The following is a 16849-nucleotide window of genomic DNA, read 5'->3' as shown; positions in this document are numbered from 1 at the left end:
GATTGAAACAGTAAAAGAGAATAACGATAAAAAATATAAAAAAGCTATGTACTTGATTTTATTTATTGGAATAATGGTGGTAAGCCTGATTGTCCAGACACGATTTAAAAACAAATTTAAAAAGTATTCGGAAATGCCATTGGGGAATGGAATGTCGGGTGCTGAGATTGCGCAAAAAATGCTCAACGATAACGGTATATATGATGTGAAAGTGATCTCCATTCCTGATCGCTTGGGCGACCATTATAATCCATCGGATAAAACGGTTAATTTGAGTCCTGAGGTGTATAGCGGTCGGAGTGTGGCGGCGGCTGCTGTGGCAGCCCATGAATGTGGCCATGCCGTTCAGCATGCAAAAGCATACAAATGGCTGGGGTTCCGTTCAGCAATGGTACCTATGGTCAATGTGGCTTCCAAACTGACCTCATGGGTATTGATGCTCGGTGTGATGTTATTTGCATTTTCCAAAGGCGGAAACCCATGGTTGTTAGCAGTTGGTGTAGGTGCCTTGGCGATCACAACAATATTTTCTTTCATCACACTTCCAGTGGAGTTTGATGCATCAAACCGTGCTTTGGAATGGTTGAACCATGCGGGCGTTACTTATAATGGCGAAGAGCATGACGGTGCGAAAGATGCCTTAAAATGGGCTGCTATGACTTATGTAGTTGCTGCTTTGAGTGCCTTGGTAACTCTTTTATACTATGCTTCCATCTTATTTGGTGGACGGAGAAGTGATTAATGCGTGGCCAGGCCACTCAAGTATACAAAAAAATGCGATTATTTTTAATAGTCGCATTTTTTATGGGGTGTTAATGAGGTTACTACAGACAATTTTTTTAACTTTGCTGTTTATATAGAATAAGATTCAGATTTTATGTTTTCAAATCTTCAAGATAAGCTAGATAGGGCCTTTAAGGTATTAAAAGGACAAGGCAGTATTACCGAAATCAACGTTGCTGAAACGATGAAAGAAATTCGCAAAGCATTGTTGGATGCCGATGTGAATTACAAGACTGCTAAAACTTTTACAGATGATGTTAGACAAAAAGCTTTAGGGCAAAATGTATTGACAAGTATTTCTCCGGGTCAGTTGTTGACTAAAATCATGAATGATGAGCTGACAGCATTGATGGGGGGATCTGTTACCGAATTAGAGACCGGTAAAAACCCTACTGTCATTTTGATAGCAGGTCTGAATGGTGCCGGTAAAACAACTTTTTCTGGTAAGCTGGCATTATTCCTAAAAGATAAAAAGAATAAAAAACCATTGTTGGTTGCAGGTGACGTTTATCGCCCAGCAGCGATTGATCAATTGGAGGTCCTGGCTGAACAGGTTGGTGTTCCGGTGTATGTCAATAGGGAATCAACGGATCCGATTGCCATCGCCAAAGCGGGGGTTGAAGAGGCTAAACGCAATGGCCATAATGTCGTTATCATCGATACGGCAGGTCGTCTGGCGATAGATGAGCCTTTAATGGTGGAGATTACCGCAGTTAAGGAAGCAACAAAACCGGACGAGATCTTATTTGTGGTTGATTCGATGACGGGTCAGGATGCTGTCAATACAGCGAAGACATTCAACGATCGCCTTGATTTTACGGGTGTGGTATTGACCAAATTAGATGGTGATACACGTGGTGGTGCTGCACTATCCATCAAATCTGTTGTCAATAAACCAATCAAGTTTATCGGTACCGGTGAGAAAATGGATGCATTGGACGTTTTCTATCCGGATCGTATGGCATCCCGTATTTTAGGTATGGGTGACGTCGTATCTTTGGTAGAACGTGCACAACAACAGTTTGACGAAAAACAAGCTGCTGAGCTTCAAAAGAAAATCCGTAAGAATAAATTTGATTTCAATGATTTCAAATCCCAGATCCAACAGATCAAAAAAATGGGTAATATGAAAGATTTGATGGGCATGATCCCCGGGGTAGGAAAGGCCATGAAGGATATTGAAGTCGATGATAATGCATTCAAACCTATCGAAGCAATTATTGATTCGATGACACCTTTTGAACGCGAAAATCCGGATGTGATCGATCAAAAACGTCGTTTACGTATTGCCAAAGGTTCGGGAACCGATATTAACGAAGTGAACAAATTATTGAAGCAATTTGGCGACATGCGTAAAGTGATGAAACAGATGTCTAATCCTGCAATGGCCGCTAAATTGATGCGTAATATGCCTAAAATGCCGGGTAAAATGTAATTTTAATGTATAGTTATATACGATAGGGCATTGTACGCATACAATGCCCTATTTTTTTAATAAATAATTTGTAATTTCAAGTTCCTCGCTAGAGTAAACGAAATAATTGTTAAATTTGTAATCATTATGGATGACCCCGCGCAATTATCGGAATACGGCAAAATCCTTATCATTCTGCTGATAGGGGCGCTGTTAGTCTGTGCGACCATTTTTCTAGCACGTTTAATCTCTCCCAAAAAGAATAATCCCATTAAATCTGGTACTTACGAATGTGGCGAAGATCCGATTGGATCCTCTTGGGTACAATTTAATCCCCGATTCTACGTCATTGCTTTGGTGTTCCTGCTTTTTGATGTGGAACTCATTTTTATTTTTCCCTGGGCGACGGTGTTTGGACAGCCGGAATATATTGCTGCCGATGGTCGATGGGGATGGTTTACGCTAATTGAAATGGCGATGTTTATCGGTATTTTGATCTTGGGATTGGTTTTTGTCTGGAAAAAAGGAGATTTGGAATGGGTTAAACCGAATGTTTCACTACCTAAGGTTCCGGTCAATATTCCCCAAAGTGCTTATTCCGCTTTGAACAATACCGCATATCAGGTACGGGATTATAGACAGCCCGCAGTTGAGGCTGTGGAGCATGCTGTCGTTCAGGAGCCGACGAGTGCTCCGAAAATTGCTTTTAAACCTCGATTTAAAAAACCTGAGTAAACATGAGTTTAGATAGTCAGTTGCAAAATAATGGTGTCGTTGTTGCCAAATTGGATGATTTGCTAAACTGGGCACGGCTTTCATCGATGTGGCCGATGAGTTTCGGTATAGCCTGTTGTGCGATCGAAATGATGGGTGCTATGGCTTCAACTTATGACCTGGATCGGATGGGGGTGTTTCCAAGGCCTTCGCCAAGACAATCGGATGTTATTATTATTGCAGGTACAGTCACGTTCAAAATGGCTGATCGTATTAAAAAGCTATATGAGCAGATGCCAGATCCTAAGTATGTAATTTCGATGGGATCCTGTTCCAATTGTGGTGGTCCATATTGGCAGCATGGGTATCATGTGGTGAAGGGGGTTGATAAGATCATTCCAGTGGATGTGTATGTTCAAGGCTGTCCGCCACGTCCGGAAGCACTGATAGGTGCTTTTATTGAACTGCAAAAAAAGATAGATAAAGAAAGCTTATTAGGTGAACAGCTGTTCAGAGAAAAAGCTTAAAAGATAAATTTTATAAGATTCTAAAATCAACTATGGCAAAAGATTTTTATGGCGAACTGCAATTAGGCATTCTTGGTGGTGGTCAACTGGGAAGAATGTTAATCCAGGAAGCCATTAATTACAATGTAAACGTTCATGTACTGGATCCCGACAAGAATGCGCCCTGTCGTAAACTGTGCAACAAATTTGAATGTGGTTCATTGAGCGATTTTGAGACGGTATATAATTTTGGTAAAGACCTGGATTTGATTACTATCGAAATCGAAAAAGTAAATGTGGATGCATTGGAAAAATTGGAGGAAGAGGGGGTAGTTGTTTATCCACAGTCCCGCATCATTCGCTTGATTCAGGATAAGGGATTACAGAAACAGTTTTTTAAACAAAATGATATCCCGACTTCTGCATTTCAATTGATATCCAATAAGGATAATCTCACAAATGCATCTTTGAGCTTACCTTATATTCAAAAACTCCGTAAAGATGGTTACGACGGAAAAGGAGTGAAGAAAATCGTTACGGAGGCGGATATTGAACATGCTTTTGAAGAGCCTAGCCTGATTGAGGAATGGGTGGATTTTGAAAAGGAAATCGCGGTTATTGTTGCACGTAACGATAGAGGTGAGGTGTCTACTTTTCCGATGGTGGAAATGGAATTCAATCCACAGGCTAATTTGGTGGAATTTCTTATCGCACCATCTTTATATGGGGTAGAGATCCAGCAACGTGCCGAAGCAATTGCGAAGAAGATTGCGGATGATCTACAGATTGTAGGTTTACTTGCGGTGGAAATGTTTTTAACGAAAAACGGCGATATCCTTGTGAACGAACTGGCTCCGCGCCCGCATAATAGTGGACATCAGACGATCGAGGGAAATTACGTTTCTCAATTTGCACAGCATTTAAGAGCCATTTTCAATTTGCCTATGGGTGATACCCGATGCCGGACCAATGCCGTCATGATTAACCTACTGGGCGAAGACGGATATGAAGGTCTTGCAAAGTATGATGGTGTAGAAGAGGTGCTGGCCATGGAAGGAGTCTATCTGCACCTTTACGGCAAGAAGTATACAAAACCTTTTCGTAAAATGGGCCACGTATGTATCATTAATGATGATCGGGAAAAAGCCATTTCCAATGCGAGAAAAGTACAAGAAATATTAAAAGTTAAAGCTTAATTATACTATGTCAGTCAATAATAAGGCCCAGGTAGGGATTATCATGGGAAGTAAATCCGATCTTCCGGTTATGCAGGATGCCATCGATGTCCTGAAAGTCCTTGGAGTAGCATTTGAAGTTACGATTGTTTCGGCGCATCGTACACCACAACGTATGTTTGATTATGCAAAGGATGCGTCATCCCGTGGTTTAAAAGTCATTATTGCTGGGGCCGGTGGTGCTGCGCATCTTCCCGGAATGGTGGCTTCAATCACGCATTTGCCTGTGATCGGTGTACCTGTAAAATCATCCAATTCCATTGATGGTTGGGATTCGGTATTATCAATCCTACAGATGCCCAACGGTATTCCAGTGGCTACAGTTGCTTTAAATGCTGCAAAAAATGCTGGTATTTTGGCTGCTCAGATTCTAGGAACCCATGACGAGACGATCAGTAAGAATATTATTGACTTCAAGGAAGAACTAGCACGCAAAGTGATTGAAACTGCGGTCGAAGTAGAGGATACGCAATTCTAAAGCGACCTTATCAAATAAAAAAGGGAAGCATTTGCTTCCCTTTTTTATTTGATAAGGTTTGCCTGTACATAATCGTAGCTTTTCTTAAGACTTTCTATCTTGTTAGGCATATAGATGTCGTCTTGCTCTACGAAAGCGTATTTGAGGCCAGCTTTAGCCTTTTCTTTGACAATTTCTTGAAACGAAATGCTTCCGGTACCCACTTCGGTATATCTGATATCCTTAAAGATTTGTTCCACAGGCAACTTACCATCCTTAGGCCATTCGATCGGATTGGATTTTGTACGGTCCATATCTTTCACATGCCATAGTTTAAATCGGTTAGGGAATTTTTCAAATATAGATACAGGGTTTTTTCCGGCTTTCTCGGTCCAGAAAAGATCAAGCTCAAAATCCACGAGATCAGGCTCTGTAAAAGCCAACATGACATCTTCACCTGTCGTATTGTTTCCTAAATCCCTAAATTCCCAAAAATGGTTGTGGTAAGCAACCTTTAGTCCCATCTTTTTAGCTTGTTCACCGGCCTTATTGAGCTGTTCGGCAGCATAGAGATAGTCATCTTTCTTCAGCGCATTAATATCGAACATCGGTGTTACCGGTGCAATAACATATTCCTGTCCAAGTTCCTTTGCGGCATCAAAGTAAACGGATAGATCTTCTTTATCGGTATGTGATTTACTGAGGTATTTGGACATGTCATAGTGACCCGAATAGGTTTTGAGACCATTGTCGTCCAGAATCTTTTTTAGCTCTTTATAAGGTAATTTCCAGAATTGTTTGGCGGTGGGATCTATGCCATAGAGCTCGACATGTTTGTAGCCTATTTTTGCGACCTGTTCCAAAGAACCTTTGGGGTCCTTATCCATTAAATCACGGATGGAATAAAGCTGTACGCCTATATTCTGCAAGGGATTGTCGCTGACAGCACCGGCTTTATTTTGACAAGATAACAAATTGGGCATCAGATAAGCTGCCGAAAGACCTATTCCAGCTTGCTTTAAAAATTGACGGCGAGAATTGTTCATCATATAACTGATTATGTGTAGTGTACAATGTACAATTATTTTGCTCAAAAATCAATAAAACCTGCTGGAAATATTTTTGTGAACGCATAGCATTGGACTTCCGGAATATTAAAAGAGCTTGTCTAGAACGTGAAAGTGAACCCGATGAAAATCGGATAAATGATAAGGGATTTCGGGGGAAACGCAAAAAAAACGAGGATGTCCAAAGCATTGGACATCCTCGTTTTGTATGTTTAAAAATAAGATCTTAAACAGTCATGATATCTTTTTCTTTCAGCTCAGCCAATTTATCAACTTTTACAATGAATGCATCAGTTAATTTTTGGACTTCACCTTCAGCGGTTTTGATTTCGTCTTCTGAGGCACCATCATTTTTTAGTTTTTTGATGGACTCATTTGTATCCTTACGGATGTTACGGATAGCAATACGGCCTCTTTCAGTCTCTTCTTTTACTTTTTTGACCAGGTCGCGTCTTCTTTCTTCAGTCAAAGGAGGAACGTTTAAGCGGATAACGATACCATCATTTTGAGGATTGATGCCAAGATTAGCATCCGTAATAGCTTTTTCAATTGCGTTGATGAGCGATTTTTCCCAAGGTTGGATGACAATTGTCCGTGCATCAGTTGTATTGATGTTAGCGACCTGCGAAAGCGGAGTTGCGCTACCATAATAATCGACTGAAATACCATCTAACATCGATGGAGAAGCTTTACCGGCGCGAATTTTTGTTAATTCAGCCTCCGTGTAAGCAACTGCTTTGGACATCTTGTCTTTACAATCGTCCAATTCAATTGAAATTAGTTCGTTCATATAAGATTACGTTTTTTTACAGATATTAATTATTTTACCACAGTTCCAACATGTTCTCCATTGGCAAGTTTCAATAAATTGCCTGGTTTGTTCATGTCAAATACAATGATTGGTAATTTGTTTTCCTGACAAAGGGTAAAGGCTGTCATATCCATCACATTAAGTCCTTTTTCGTAGACCTCCGTGAATGAGATTTCCTCAAATTTTGTCGCGCTAGGATCTTTCTCTGGATCAGCAGTATAGATACCGTCTACACGGGTTCCTTTTAGCACAGCATCCGCATTGATTTCAATTGCGCGTAAAGAGGCAGCAGTATCCGTTGTAAAATATGGATTTCCGGTACCAGCTCCGAAAATAACAATACGACCTTTTTCGAGGTGGCGTACCGCTCTTCTGCGGATAAATGGCTCACAGATTTGTTCCATTTTGATAGCCGTTAGCAAACGTGTCTTTTTACCTACTTTTTCAAGAGCATCCTGAAGTGCCATACTGTTGATAACGGTGGCAAGCATTCCCATGTAGTCTGCCTGAACACGGTCCATTCCTGATTTTTCAGCGCTCAAACCACGGTAAATGTTACCACCTCCGATAACAATTGCAATTTCTAAACCTTGATCGTGAATTTCTTTGATATCATTAGCGTATTGTGATACACGGTTAATATCGATACCATAGCTTTGGTCACCCATTAAGGATTCACCGCTAAGTTTTAATAAGATACGTTTGTATTTCATAATTGTTTTTTTGGAAATTTTCCAAAGGTCAAAGATAAAATTTTTTTTTCAACCCTTAAGGCCAAAAATGATATTTATTGCGCTTTTGTTATTTGATCAATTACTTCCTGATAATATTGTTCGTATAAAGGCATGATATTGGACAATTGGAATTTTTTTGCGTGATTTAATGCCGCTTCTTTAAATTTTTCCAATCGTTCAGCATCTTCCAGGATATAGATCGCATTCTTGGCCATATCATCCACATCGCCTACATTGCTGAGAAATCCTGTTACGCCATTTTCATTCAATTCGGGTAATCCACCGGTATTGGAGGACACTACCGGAACCTGACAGGCCATCGCTTCTAGAGCTGCTAACCCAAAACTTTCCGAACTGGAAGGCATCAGAAAGAGATCAGAAACTGAAAGGATCTCTTCCACAGCATCCTGTTTACCCAAAAAACGGACATCCATACATACATCCAATTCTCTGGATAATTCTTCTGCATTACGACGTTCAGGTCCATCGCCCACCATCAATAATTTGGATGGAATGACATCATGTACTTTCTTAAATATACGGATGACATCTTCCGTGTTTTTTACTTTTCTGAAATTGGAGGTATGCACCAATATCCGCTCATTACCCGGAGCGATTGCCTTTTTGAAATGGGAACGGTCCTTATTGCTGAATCTATCGAGATCAATAAAATTGGGGATCACTTTAATCGCCCTGGAAATATCAAAATACCGTAGCGTCTCATCTTTAAGGTTTTGTGAAACAGCAGTTACACCATCAGACTGGTTGATGGAGAAGGTAACTACCGGACTGAAGCTTTTGTCCTTTCCAACCAGGGTGATGTCCGTACCGTGCAAGGTGGTGACTACGGGAATATTGATTCCATAAGTGGTCAGCAGGATCTGCTTTGCCATAAATGCTGCTGACGCATGGGGAATGGCGTAATGTACATGGATCAGATCCAGCTTTTCAAAACGTACGACATCGACCAATTTACTGGCCAGTGCAGATTCGTAAGGTAAGAAGTCAAAAAGTGGATATTGGGATACAGCTACTTCGTGGTAGTATAGGTTTTCCGAAAAGAAATCTAGGCGTGCGGGTTGTCGATAGGTTATAAAATGGATCTCATGTCCATTGGCCGCTAAAGCCTTTCCTAATTCCGTTGCCACAACACCACTGCCACCAAATGTGGGATAACAAACAATGCCTATTTTCATTTGTGTAATTTTTTATTAGTGTTCGCTTTCATTGCTCTAAATGAACCCGCGGCACCCGTTTTTATTTTAAACGCGATAAAGCTGTCTGATCTTATCCCGCTCACTGTCGCGCGGAGTAAATCAGGACGTTTTCATCATCTGATTTTTTGTGTTGCAAATTTCGGCTATTTATGCCTAAAATAACAAAAACCAATTGCCATAGTTTTGTGAATTTTTTGATTACTTAAAAAGCATTATCTTTAAGTAGACATTTGAGCGGTATATGGACAATTTCATAAGTGATATTTCAGGCCAACAATTCCCATTGGAGCAACGTGTTTTGGGGGCCTCTATCCGACAGCCTATTTTTAAACTGATCCGTAAGGAATATCCAAATTTTAGAAAAGATAACGCTCTCGCAGCGACAGAGCTTACACGTTTTAAGGAGGCCTATATTACTGAATTTTTAAAGGACGAGTCCGGCCAGCTCAGTCAGCTAGACCAGCAAGTGATACAGAGCTTTAAGGATAATAAGGTCATTAGTGCAAGTATGGATAACGATGTCGCAACAGCAGCCTCGTTGGGCGAACGTGTCGCGGACAAAGTCGCTGAATTTGGAGGTAGCTGGACATTCATTATTTCTTTCGTTGTATTTTTGCTGATCTGGATCGCGCTCAATATGTATTGGTTAAATAATAAAGGTTTCGACCCTTATCCATTTATTTTGCTTAATCTGATCTTGTCCTGTGTGGCTGCACTGCAGGCCCCGGTGATTATGATGAGCCAAAATAGGCAGGAGGCTAAGGATCGTGAACGGGCACGGAATGACTACATGGTGAATCTGAAGGCAGAGCTCGAAATCAGGGAATTACATGAGAAAATAGATCATCTCATTATCCGAAAAGAGCAGGAACTGGCAGAAATACAGCGTGACCAGGTAGAGAAATTAAGCTTTCTGCTAAAGAAAATGGAAAAAATTGAAGAAGCATTTAAAGACAAATGAATATAACAGGATTAATAGGGGAACTGACGTTTAAATTTTCAAGGTCTGGTGGAGCAGGGGGGCAGCATGTCAACAAAGTATCTTCCAAGGTTACCCTGCAGTGGGATGTGGAGCGGTCTGCTGTATTTTCGGCCGAAGAAAAGGCTCTGGTAGCTGAGAAGCTGTCAAATCGTATCAATAAAGAAGGAATATTGCAATTGGAATCGGATACGGACCGCTCGCAGGTACGAAACAAAGAAATCGCCATTGACCGTTTTCTTCATCTTGTGAAAGATGCGCTTGTGCCCAGCAAGCCAAGAAAGAAAACCAAAATACCCTATTCCAGCGTGCTAAAAAGGTTGGACCGCAAAAAACAACAATCTCAATTGAAAGCTTCACGCAGACGAAGTTTTGATGATTAATTTGTTATAAAATAGTGGTTAGTTAAATTTTATTGTGTTAATAATCAATTTATTGTGTATATAACTAAAGAAATAGTTGTAAAACTATTTCTTTAGTTATATACTTGTATTGTAATCGATTACAACAGTACTGTTAATCATAAGGAGTTATGGAAGATTTTAAAGAATTGACTAAAGCAGAAGAACAGATCATGCAGGAGCTTTGGGAAATGGGACGTGGTTTTGTCAAGGATATCATTGACCGACTACCCGAACCGAAACCTGCTTACAATACAGTTTCAACGATAGTGCGTATTCTCGAAACCAAGGGTTTTGTGACGCACGAGTCTTTTGGTAAAAGCCATCAGTATTTACCGAAGATCTCAAAAGAGGAATATAAAAAAGGAATTACTGGTAAGTTGTTGAATAATTATTTTGATAATTCTCCCAAAAGTATGCTTTCTTATTTTCTGGAGGAAAATAAACTGGATGTCAAAGAACTAGACGATATTCTTTCGATTATCCGAAAAAACAAATAACAACAACAACCTCTTATAAACTTTTGATTATGATTTACTTAATGATTGTCAATGTTTCATTGATTATCAGCTTTGCGCTCTATAGGCTGATATTTCGTAAACTCACTTTTTTCCAATGGAACCGGATCTATTTGATCGGGATGATTATATTCTCGCTCTTGGCGCCGATCGGGATTTTTATTGAATTACCGAAAGCAGAGATAATCGCGTACTCCATACCTATGGTGGATCTGAGTGGCTATATGGATATGGCTATCAGTAGCCCAAAGGAACAGCCCATTTATTTGGTCGATATCTTGACTTATGTATATTGGACGGGCGTTGCGATAGCATGTATGTTACTACTGGTTCGAGTGATACAGCTGCTTAGGGCTTTACGACATAAACATGATTATCTAAGTTTCTCATTTTTCAATAAAATCGTCATTGGCGGATCTATTACAAACAAGGGCAGTATCGCATCGCATGAACGTGTTCATGTCGAACAGGGCCACTCTTATGATCTGCTTTTGATGGAACTGTTGAAAATTTTCAACTGGTTTAATCCGATTTTATATTTCTTTCAAAAGGAGTTAAAGTTTCAGCATGAGTGTATTGCCGATGAAGTCTGCTCAACGGACAAGGTTGCTTACGCCGAAATGCTAGTTGCTCATGCCCTAAAGGTGGACCATCTGGCACTCACGCATGAGTTTTCTAATCATTCGTTTTTAAAGAAGAGAATTATGATGTTATTTAAGAATAAATCAGCGCGAAAAAAGCGTCTATTATATGCCGCCGTATTACCTATGTTATTGGTTGTAATGGGGTCTACCTTGGTCTTTAATACCACACGTGCTAAGGATATCGTTTCAGACGTTGAAAGTTCGATCAATCAGGTGGAACTAACGACAGCAACAGAGATGATGAAAGTGGAGGATGGTCTATTTACCAACAATAGGGAACTTAGATCAGATACAACTAAAAATAGAAAAGTAACCGACGCCAAACAGGCTAAATTGGATACTGAGCGGGCTGCTGCGGAAAGACAGATGAAGGATGGGAATACCAAGCTTGATTCGCTTGATCCAGCTTTCAATGCGATATTTACAGCTGTTGAGGTTAACCCAGAGCCAATCGGGGGAATGACCAATTTTATGAACTGGGTGTCTACAAATTATACCTATTCTAAGGAAGCACTTGAAAAAAAGGTGAATGGTATCATTGAGATTTCTTTTGTTGTAGAAAAAGATGGCAGTCTTTCCGATATCAGAGTAAAGCGGGATTTGGGGCATGGCACGAAAGAGGCTGCATTGGATTTAATAAAAAAGGCGAAAAAGTGGAAACCGGGAATTCAAAATGGACGGGCTGTTCGAGTGGCTTATACATTGCCGATTCGTCTAAATCTAAGCGATGGAAAAGAGAATCAGGTCGTGCGTGAAAATCCAGCAGGAAGTTCGGTCTTAGGCCGTGAAGGACTTGAAAAATGGTTTATTCAGAACTTTAAGTTCCCTAGAAAGATTACCAAACAAGATCTTGACCCTGTCATCCAGGCCTATTTGACAATTAATGCGGATGGTAGCATTGAGTCTGTGTCAACCAATTCGGATTTAGGACGTGCATTTGCTCAGGAGGCTTCAAGACTTTTACAGAAAACGAAATGGAATCCCGCTGTGGTAGAGGGCAAACCCGTAAAATCCACTGGTTTTTTTCGGATTAAGTTTACGCCAGATGGGGGCTATGTAAAAAATTATACCCGGGTGGATGTGAATTCGGAGCCCATAGGGGGGATGATTGCCTACAGAGACTATATTATAAAGAATTATAATCCAAATTCGACGGGGGAGGATGGTAATGTCGTCGTACAGTTTATGGTTGAAAAAGATGGCAGTTTGAATGACTTTAAAATCCTTAATACGCCTGATACAAAGGCTGCACAGGAGCTTGTAAAACTGTTGCAAAGCGGAGTAAAATGGAAGCCCGGACTTCTTGATGGCCGACAGGTTAGAAATCAATATGAGCTGACATTAAAGGTAATGAAAAGAAATGGAAATTCATATGATGTTTATCGTTGGGAGGGGCTAAAAGTACAAAAGCTAAAATCATAGGAGACCTCCCGGATGTTTAAAAAAGAAAGGCCGTTTCTGCTGTTTATGCTGTCCCTATGTGCTATTCTGTCGTCCTGCAAATCCTATCAGGTTGTGCCAAACGGTTACACCGTGGAAGGCGATGAATATTTTATCAATATCGACAAAGAGCTCGCGGTATTTCTGGGTGATGATATGCTAAGGCAGGAAAACTGGAATGCTTATACCGGACCGATCAATGTCAGTAAGGTCAATGTGAAATACAAAAATGTCCTCAAGCATCTAAATTACGCGGATACTGCTTACAAAGTGTTATTTACAGGGAGCCTAAAAGGTAGGTACAGTTATGATATTCTTGCAGTAATGAACAACTATCCGAATGCTAAAGGCAAAAAAAATCATTTATTGGATCTGACTACTTTCCATCGCGAGGAAAACAAGGAGGGACGTTATTTCTATAATATAAGTGAATTTAAAGGACGGAAGGTATTACATTTTGTTATCCCATTCAATGACCGGCTTTGGCAGGAAAAAATGTTAAGTATGATCTTTCTGCTTCCGGATGATTTTGAAGATATTGCCTGGGCAAAAGATATTGTGCAATCTAATGTTGCCATGTATCGCAACCGCTATATTTTTACACCGAGCCGAACGACAATACACTGTCCGGATGATGGAAGCCGTTCGCACCTGGACTATAAGATCCCCGAAGAGAAAATTAACAAAACCGGATATATGCTGATGAAAGCATACGGAATGGTTGAAGGAAAGCGCGCCTTGGTGGTTTATCGCTTAATGAAGCCCAGAGATTTTTATGGGTCCTTTGTTGTCTGCAAAGGCGATTATGAGATTATCTATACAACACTGCAGGATAAAATTGTCTGGCAGACCAAAATTAATACGGAGCAGGATGTGGTATTCTAGTTTTTCTATTTTATGGGGAAATATGAAAGCCCGGGATTAATAATCCAGGGCTTTTAATTTATTTTTAAGCTGTATAATTTCATTTTGAAGTTGTTCGACCTTATCCAATAGCTGATGGGCCACCTGAATTCCCTGCGGATTTACTTCCAGCTCATAATAGAGATTGGAGAAGCGTTCCAGTTTTTTGAGTTCATCTTCGTCAATAAATTGTTCTTCTTCTTGTATGACAATATGTATAAGACCATATTCCTCCATGGTCTGCAGGAAAGTTGTTTCAACTTTTCTGGACTGACAGAAGTCTATTACTTTTATGAGTGTTGTTTCCATGAGATTAATGCTTTAAATCTTTCAGTTGCTGAAACAATGCCTTTTCCTCTTCAGATAAATTGCTCGGCATTTTAATATTTAGGCTGACATACAGATCTCCAAATTCACCTTCTTTGCGATAGACCGGGAATCCTTTGCCCTTGAGCCGCATTTTTGCTCCGTTTTGACTTTCAGGTTTAACCTTTAATTTGATTTTACCGCCGAAGGTATCCAGCGTTGCCTCTCCGCCTAAAATCGCTGTATAGAGGTCTACATCCAGTGAAGTATATAGATCATTTCCCTGCCGTTTGAAATTTGCATCGGGCGTGATGTTGATTGTAATATACAGATCGCCTTTAGGTCCACCGTTTATTCCTTCACTACCATAGCCCTTTAATTTGATTTTCTGTCCATCTTCGACACCTGCATGGATCGTAATACGGATGCTTTTGCCGTTGATGTTAAAGGTCTGTTGGTGGGTTGTATAGGCCTGTTGGAGAGTTAAGCTCAGTTCGGCATTGAAGTCCTGCCCACGGAAGGTACTTTGTCTGCCACCGCCACGTCGACTACCAAACATCTGTTCGAAAAAATCTGAGAATTGACCGTCATCAAAATTTCCGGTATACTCGTAAGAACCTGAGCCGCCGCCAAAGGGGTTCCCCCCCGCACCAAAAGGATTGCCACCAGCAGATTGGGATTGTCTGTATTGCTGTTGCGCCTTTTCATATTCCTCTCCATGCTGCCAATGCTCGCCATATTGGTCATATTTTTTGCGTTTTTCGGGATCGGACAATACCTCATTCGCTTCATTAATTTCCTGAAAGCGTTGTTTAGCCTCATTATCATTGGGGTTGACATCAGGATGGTATTTACGCGCTAGTTTTCGGTATGCTTTTTTGATATCATCAGCCGAAGCCGTTTTATCAATGCCGAGCACTTTATAGTAATCTACAAAAGCCATATGTATTTTGTTGTCTTGTAATAAATATAACAAACTATCGAGGGCTTTGTTCTGGATGTTGTTCAAAAAAAGGAGTCCCGGCGTTTGAATGCCGGAACTCCTTTTTTTTGAGGACAACGTTGACTTGTTATTCTTTGTTGTTATCAATAATTAATCGCTGATCTCTATTAGCGATTTGCCATGCCGTAAAAAAGACCAATTTTTCCCGTTTGACCATCAATGGGAAGTCTATTTTATCATAGGTATCGGCCGGTGTATGATAGTCCGGATGGAGCCCCGAAAAGTAAAAGATGGACGGTATCCCTTTTTTCGCAAAGTTATAATGATCTGACCGGTAATAAAGACGCATTGGATCTTTCGGATTATCATACATATAATCTATTTCCAGCTTGGTATTTTTTTCATTTTCATCTTTATTGATCTGATAAAGTTCAGAACTCAGTTTATCCGAACCTATCGCATGGATATAGTCATGGTTTCCTTTGAGGTGTTTATCATCTACACGTCCAATCATATCGATGTTAATACAGGCGACAGTGTTTGCTAACGGAAAGATGGGGTTTTCGGTATAGAATTTAGAACCGAGTAAGCCCTTTTCTTCAGCGGCATAGGTAACAAACAGGATACTGCGTCTTGGACCATTCCCTGCGGCCTTTGCGCGGGCAAAGCTGCGGGCAAGCTCCAATACTGCCGTTGTTCCGGAGGCATTGTCATCCGCACCAAAGAAGATAGTTCCTTTGGAATCTTTGCCATCATGATCGTAATGTCCACCAATGACAACAATTTCATCTTTTTTGTCGGTTCCCTCCAGGTATCCCAAAACATTGGGGTCAGTTAAAGGTTGGGCATTGGTGCCGAATTCAGCCTTAAGCTTAGTGTTAATGGCAAAGGAATTTGGCTGTCCTGAACGGTTGATTTTGCCGACAACAGCTGCCAGATTTGTGCGTGCGAGATTAAAAATATAATTTGCTGCATGGTCGGTAATATTGATGACCGGGATCATCGGTGACTTTTCGGGGGCCGGCTGATCAACGGCAAGATTATAACGCCCTTCTGTCGCGCGGTCCCCGGCCTCTTCAAGTAATTGGGATAGCTGGCTGTTGACGGCTAGTATCAATTTTGGTTTCTTCTTGAGAATTTCTTTGATTTTCTTGTTCCTGCTTGTCGACCAGTCCGATGGAGTTTTTTTTCCGGTGATCCATGAATTTCCTTTATCGTCTGTAGGTTCGCCTTCGTTTACTAATAGCACAACTTTATTGGTCAGGTCAAGTCGCGCAATATCGGAGTATTTTGAATCATCAATGCCATAGCCTATAAACATGATCTCATCGCTTTCAAAGAGTTTATTCTCATTGTTACCAATGATGAAAATATCTTTCCCATTTAGGAACGGCCGGTCATTGATCGTGAACTGCTTGACCTTAAAGCTATTGTGTATAAGCTGAAGGGCCTGGAAATAAGATCCATTTACTGGTGCTGAAAGGCCGTATTTTTTGAATTCGTTGGCGATATAATCCGCAGCTAGCTGACCGCCTTTCTGTCCTGTTCCTCTTCCTTCAAAGTCTACAGAAGCGAGTGTGCGCAGATGTTTTTGTGTCGATTCTACGGTGATTTCATTCGCGTACTTGCTGCTGACATCCTGTGCCTGAGCACAGCTTACCATAGACAACGCTATCCAGATCAGGTTATGTATTTTATTCATTTCGTATTGAGAATTTAGTATTTAGTATTGCGTATTGAGATCCGGGTGCCGAAAGCTTAAGGTTCTACGTTGTAC

Annotated in this window: 18 protein-coding genes; 11 read left to right on the top strand and 7 right to left on the bottom strand. The window is 40.6% G+C overall.

Going from position 1 to position 16849, the window contains the following annotated elements:
* Nucleotides 1–46: 46 nt before the first annotated feature.
* The 6 genes from BWD42_RS18100 (at nt 47) to purE (ending at nt 5130) form a co-directional block, all read left to right on the top strand.
* The gene (locus BWD42_RS18100) at nt 47–742 is read left to right on the top strand and encodes a zinc metallopeptidase (protein ID WP_077437827.1); all 696 of its coding nucleotides are present in this window, start codon (nt 47–49) and stop codon (nt 740–742) included.
* Nucleotides 743–877: 135 nt separating this feature from the next.
* Nucleotides 878–2218: a signal recognition particle protein gene (gene ffh / locus BWD42_RS18095; RefSeq protein WP_077437826.1), complete on the top strand. Its 1341-nt coding sequence runs from the start codon at nt 878–880 to the stop codon at nt 2216–2218.
* A gap of 126 nt (nt 2219–2344) precedes the next feature.
* Nucleotides 2345–2932: an NADH-quinone oxidoreductase subunit A gene (locus tag BWD42_RS18090; protein ID WP_077437825.1), complete on the top strand. Its 588-nt coding sequence runs from the start codon at nt 2345–2347 to the stop codon at nt 2930–2932.
* 2 nt (nt 2933–2934) lie between these two features.
* Nucleotides 2935–3438, top strand: coding sequence for an NADH-quinone oxidoreductase subunit B (locus tag BWD42_RS18085; protein ID WP_077437824.1), 504 nt, complete (start codon nt 2935–2937; stop codon nt 3436–3438).
* 32 nt (nt 3439–3470) lie between these two features.
* Nucleotides 3471–4613 carry a 5-(carboxyamino)imidazole ribonucleotide synthase gene (locus BWD42_RS18080; protein WP_077437823.1) on the top strand — a complete coding sequence of 381 codons (1143 nt, stop codon included), beginning with the start codon at nt 3471–3473 and terminating at the stop codon, nt 4611–4613.
* 7 nt (nt 4614–4620) lie between these two features.
* A complete protein-coding gene (gene purE / locus BWD42_RS18075; protein WP_077437822.1) occupies nt 4621–5130 on the top strand; it encodes a 5-(carboxyamino)imidazole ribonucleotide mutase in 510 nt (169 codons plus the stop codon).
* Between the two features lie 44 nt (nt 5131–5174).
* Here the strand turns inward: purE and BWD42_RS18070 are convergent, their stop codons facing one another.
* The 4 genes from BWD42_RS18070 to bshA form a co-directional block, all read right to left on the bottom strand.
* Nucleotides 5175–6158, bottom strand: a complete 984-nt coding sequence (locus tag BWD42_RS18070) for a sugar phosphate isomerase/epimerase family protein (protein ID WP_254846270.1) — start codon at nt 6156–6158, stop codon at nt 5175–5177.
* Between the two features lie 244 nt (nt 6159–6402).
* Nucleotides 6403–6966: a ribosome recycling factor gene (gene frr, locus BWD42_RS18060; protein ID WP_077437820.1), complete on the bottom strand. Its 564-nt coding sequence runs from the start codon at nt 6964–6966 to the stop codon at nt 6403–6405.
* 29 nt (nt 6967–6995) lie between these two features.
* Nucleotides 6996–7700 carry a UMP kinase gene (pyrH, locus tag BWD42_RS18055; protein ID WP_075991132.1) on the bottom strand — a complete coding sequence of 235 codons (705 nt, stop codon included), beginning with the start codon at nt 7698–7700 and terminating at the stop codon, nt 6996–6998.
* Between the two features lie 74 nt (nt 7701–7774).
* Nucleotides 7775–8917, bottom strand: coding sequence for an N-acetyl-alpha-D-glucosaminyl L-malate synthase BshA (gene bshA, locus BWD42_RS18050; RefSeq protein WP_077437819.1), 1143 nt, complete (start codon nt 8915–8917; stop codon nt 7775–7777).
* Between the two features lie 262 nt (nt 8918–9179).
* Between bshA and BWD42_RS18045 the strand changes: the two genes are divergently transcribed.
* The 5 genes from BWD42_RS18045 (at nt 9180) to BWD42_RS18025 (ending at nt 13805) form a co-directional block, all read left to right on the top strand.
* Entirely contained in the window at nt 9180–9899 is a 720-nt protein-coding gene (locus BWD42_RS18045) for a DUF1003 domain-containing protein (protein WP_077437818.1), read from the top strand.
* A complete protein-coding gene (gene arfB / locus BWD42_RS18040) occupies nt 9896–10300 on the top strand; it encodes an alternative ribosome rescue aminoacyl-tRNA hydrolase ArfB (RefSeq protein ID WP_077437817.1) in 405 nt (134 codons plus the stop codon). Before BWD42_RS18045 ends, arfB begins: the two co-directional genes overlap by 4 nt.
* Nucleotides 10301–10449: 149 nt before the next feature.
* A complete protein-coding gene (locus BWD42_RS18035; protein ID WP_077437816.1) occupies nt 10450–10818 on the top strand; it encodes a BlaI/MecI/CopY family transcriptional regulator in 369 nt (122 codons plus the stop codon).
* A 29-nt stretch (nt 10819–10847) separates the two neighbouring features.
* Entirely contained in the window at nt 10848–12902 is a 2055-nt protein-coding gene (locus tag BWD42_RS18030; RefSeq protein WP_077437815.1) for an energy transducer TonB, read from the top strand.
* A gap of 12 nt (nt 12903–12914) precedes the next feature.
* Nucleotides 12915–13805, top strand: coding sequence for a hypothetical protein (locus tag BWD42_RS18025; protein WP_139351207.1), 891 nt, complete (start codon nt 12915–12917; stop codon nt 13803–13805).
* A 36-nt stretch (nt 13806–13841) separates the two neighbouring features.
* Here BWD42_RS18025 and BWD42_RS18020 read toward each other — a convergent pair whose 3' ends face one another.
* From BWD42_RS18020 to BWD42_RS18010, 3 genes are all read right to left on the bottom strand, one after another.
* Nucleotides 13842–14132, bottom strand: a complete 291-nt coding sequence (locus tag BWD42_RS18020; RefSeq protein ID WP_077437813.1) for a chaperone modulator CbpM — start codon at nt 14130–14132, stop codon at nt 13842–13844.
* 4 nt (nt 14133–14136) lie between these two features.
* Complete coding sequence (locus BWD42_RS18015) at nt 14137–15072, bottom strand: DnaJ C-terminal domain-containing protein (protein WP_077437812.1); 936 nt, start codon at nt 15070–15072, stop codon at nt 14137–14139.
* Nucleotides 15073–15199: 127 nt separating this feature from the next.
* Complete coding sequence (locus BWD42_RS18010; RefSeq protein ID WP_077437811.1) at nt 15200–16774, bottom strand: M28 family peptidase; 1575 nt, start codon at nt 16772–16774, stop codon at nt 15200–15202.
* Nucleotides 16775–16849 lie beyond the last annotated feature (75 nt).

The organism is Sphingobacterium sp. CZ-UAM (assembly GCF_002000245.1).
Lineage (GTDB): Bacteria > Bacteroidota > Bacteroidia > Sphingobacteriales > Sphingobacteriaceae > Sphingobacterium.
Note: the sequence above shows the minus strand (reverse complement) of the source record. Positions and strands in the feature narration are given on the sequence as shown.